3 protein-coding genes are annotated in these 3,184 nt (G+C 56.8%); all 3 read left to right on the forward strand.

Translation table 11 applies throughout. From position 1 onward, the window contains the following. Positions 1-49: 49 nt before the first annotated feature. Positions 50-898, forward strand: coding sequence for a MurR/RpiR family transcriptional regulator (locus tag L0H65_RS17095; protein WP_301460432.1), 849 nt, complete (start codon positions 50-52; stop codon positions 896-898). A gap of 10 nt (positions 899-908) precedes the next feature. Further along, positions 909-2,030 (forward strand): ABC transporter substrate-binding protein, encoded by a 1,122-nt coding sequence (locus L0H65_RS17100; protein WP_301460433.1) that lies wholly within the window; start codon positions 909-911, stop codon positions 2,028-2,030. A gap of 57 nt (positions 2,031-2,087) precedes the next feature. Beyond that, a partial coding sequence (locus tag L0H65_RS17105) for an iron ABC transporter permease (RefSeq protein ID WP_301460434.1) occupies positions 2,088-3,184 on the forward strand: 1,097 nt, incomplete at its 3' end.

Here is a 3,184-nt window from a genome sequence, read left to right on the forward strand (position 1 = left end):
ATTGAATAGAAAAATTCCTTTCTTATCTTTACAAGAAAGGAATCATTCTATGACATCCGACTTCCTTGTCCGTTTATCGCAATCCGCCGACAGGCTAACCGAAACCGATCAAAAGATGGTTTCCGCCCTTCTCGATCGCCGCGAAGAACTGGTCTTCCTGTCTGGCCCGCAACTGGCGGAGCGGATTGAGGTGCATGGCGCAGCCCCCACGCGACTGGCACAAAAGCTTGGCTACAAAGGCTTTCCCGAACTTCGCAGCGTGTTGCAAAAGGACATGCTCAACGCCCAAGATGCCGCCCTGCGGATGCGCCGCTCTGTCAATTCGGCGGAAGAGGGGCACTATCTGTCCGATCTGGTCGCATTCGAGATTACGGCGCTCCAAAATCTTGATGACCTGATTCCGCAATCCGCGATTGATCAAGTTGCCGATGCAATTTTTGGCGCGCGCAACGTTTTCATTTTCGCGCAAGGACATGCCCAGTCCATCGCCCATTTCCTGTCCCGGCGGTTGGACCGCTTTGGTTTGACCACGGTTTCGCTAACGGGGCGCGGGCGCGACGTTGCAGAACGCTTGGTCGGTCTGACAAAGGATGATGTGGTGATTGCGCTGGCGTTCCGCAAGCAACCCTCGACCTATACGCCGATGATGCAGCATGTCCGCGATATCGGGGCTACATCCATTCTAGTATCCGATTTGGCGGGTCTTATCATGACCCCCGAACCGGACATCACGCTTGCCGCGCCCCGCGGGCGATCGGGCAGCGAATTTCAGACCCCGACGGTGCCATTTGTCATCATCAGCGCAATATTGCTGACAATGGCGGCGCGTCACGAGGAGGCGGCAATCGGGGCGCTGGAGAAACTGTCAAAGCTGTTTGACGGCTTTGAAAAACCCTGAGGAGGAAAAGATGAAATATTCTATGACGGGTGCCTTGCTTGGTGCGGCACTCATACTGGCGGCACCTGTGATGGCGCAGGATCTTGATTCCATGACGCCAGAGCAGCTTTATGAAGTCGCAAAGACGGAAGGCAGCGTCACAGTCTTCTCGCTGTCCAGCCGCATCGCAAAAATCGAAACAACGTTTGAGGAGAAATACCCAGGCATTGATTTGATCGGCGTTGACCTCAACTCAACCAAGCAAATCGCGCGTCTGGATGCGGAACAACGCGCAGGTATCTATGCGGTCGATGTGCTTTACATGTCAGAAGCGCCGATTGTGCTGCGCGATTTGTTGCCCGAAGGGAAGGTCACAAAATATGTGCCGCCGCGCGTGGCAAAGGATGTAGCGCCGGAATTGCAAAAAGATGTCCTGACACATCGCCTTTCCACACGCGCACTGATGTATAATGAGGCGGCTTATCCTGATGGCACACCCATCAAGAACCTGTGGCAACTGACAACGCCTGAATGGACCGGCAAGGTTTTGATGGAAGACCCAAGCCAGCGCGGCGAAGCATTGGATCTTTTGACCGAAATCGCTTTGCGCAGCGATGAAATGGCCGCAGCCTATGAAGCACAGTTTGGCACGCCGATCACCGTTGACAGCGACCTGAACGGTGCAGGCGAACAGTTCATCCGCAACCTGTTCGGCAATGATCTGGTTATGGTGAATGACAGCACCGCCCTGCGTGCAGCTGTCGGCGACATTGAGGCCACAAACCCGTCCGTGGGCTGGACGACCTATTCGGCAGCGCGCGATAACAAAAAGGAAGGCTGGGCACTTCAAATCTCGAATGACACCGTGCCTTCGGCGGGCATCTTGTTTCCGGCAGTTCTTGCGATTGCAAAGGATGCACCCCACCCAGCGGCCGCCCGACTTGTGATCGACTATATGATGGGCGATGACACCACGTCAGGCGGACCAGGGTTTGAGCCGTTCTTTGTGCAGGGTGACTATGCCGCGCGGCGCACGATTATTGACCATCCTGACGCGGTTCCGCTGGACAAGTTGAACCTTTGGACGATGGACCCTGCGGCCACGGGTGCGGCCCGCGCGCGGATCCTCGATCTGATTATCACACTCCAATAAATGCCTATACGGCGTCCGGTAAAGCCGGGCGCCTCTTAATATTGGAGGGTTTTTGGAATGACCGAAACTGTCATCCGGCGGCGCATGTTTGGCGGGCTGCTGCAATCACGCAACCTTTTGCCGTTTATCATGGTCTGCGTCACGTCAATCCTTGTCATCGTGCCTTTGCTGCGGATCGTACAGATTTCGCTGACGCCAGACGGATTGACTGCATGGCAAGCCGTGGTTGCAAGCCCGTTGTCGATCAACCTGCTGTGGCGGCCGATCATCAATACCATGCTTTTGGGGGCGGGTGTCGGGGCCGGATGTTTGCTGCTGGGTGGGTTCCTGGCTTGGCTTGTGGTGCTGACCGATGTTCCGGGCCGCCGCTTTCTGGGCGTTCTGTCCACCCTGCCCTTTATGATCCCCAGTTTTGCCGCTGCCTTGGCGTGGGGCACGCTGTTTCGCAACAACCGGCTGGGCGGGCAACCGGGCTATTTGGTGGCGAATGGCGTGGACATCCCCGACTGGCTGGCGTGGGGGCTACTTCCAACGTTGATTGTATTGGTCGCGCATTACTATTCGCTGGCCTATACGATGATTGCGGCATCGCTAAGTTCGGTTGGTGCCGATCTGGTCGAAGCCGCTGAAATGGCCGGTGCCAAACGGTCGCGCATCTTGTTCGGCATTGTGCTTCCGGTCGTGACGCCTGCCTTGGTTTCAGGCGGCATGCTGACATTCGCGGGCGCCGTTTCCAACTTCGCCGCCCCTGCCCTGCTCGGCGCACCGGTGCGGATGCAGACTCTTTCAACCCGCATCTACGGCATGGTGCAAACCGGCAATATCGAGCGCGGCTATGTGCTGGCGCTGCTACTGATTGTCGCCGCCGCCGCCCTATTGTTCTTTAGCGACCGGTTGGTTTCGGGCCGCAAAGCCTTTGTGACGGTCACAGGCAAAGGCGCGCGGACCAAGCGGTTCCCACTTGGCAAGTGGCGCTGGCCGTTGTTCGCCGTTGCCACTGGACTTGGAATGATGACAACGGTTATTCCGGTTATCGTGTTGTTTTCATCCAGCATGGCACAATCATCTTCAGGCCTTTTCTCGGACTGGACACTGCATTTCTGGATTGGTCCGGCGGGAACCGAGATGGCACAGGGGCAAGCGGGCCTGTTTCG

The sequence above is a fragment of the Pseudorhodobacter sp. genome (genome assembly GCF_030452865.1).
GTDB lineage: Bacteria > Pseudomonadota > Alphaproteobacteria > Rhodobacterales > Rhodobacteraceae > Pseudorhodobacter.